The sequence below is a fragment of the Psychrobacter sp. TB20-MNA-CIBAN-0197 genome, from assembly GCF_040309765.1.
In the GTDB taxonomy this organism is placed as follows: Bacteria; Pseudomonadota; Gammaproteobacteria; order Pseudomonadales; family Moraxellaceae; genus Psychrobacter; species Psychrobacter submarinus.
Genome location: NZ_JBEOPC010001464.1, coordinates 1 through 232 on the forward strand (window position 1 = coordinate 1; position 232 = coordinate 232).

Below are 232 nucleotides of genomic sequence, written 5' to 3' on the forward strand. Positions count from 1 at the left end.
TGGTGACTTCATGATTGTCGATAACTTTATAAGGGCCTTTGGCTTTTTGCATGTAAGTTACAGGCAAGCTAAATTTTACAAACTCGTTGCCTGGGAGCGGTCGGCCATTGAGTTTTGGTATCACTGGGCTTGTTTGCGTTCCACCATACACAATATTGGCATTATCGGGGGCAGTTACACTGCGACGTTTACCCGGGAAGTGCTCTAAATCAAATTCTGTTCTGCCCATACT

Annotated in this window: 1 protein-coding gene; it reads right to left on the bottom strand. The window is 44.8% G+C overall.

Translation table 11 applies throughout. The features are described 5' to 3' along the window. A partial coding sequence (locus AAEY83_RS18825; protein ID WP_351061756.1) for a hypothetical protein occupies nucleotides 1-232 on the bottom strand: 232 nt, incomplete at both ends.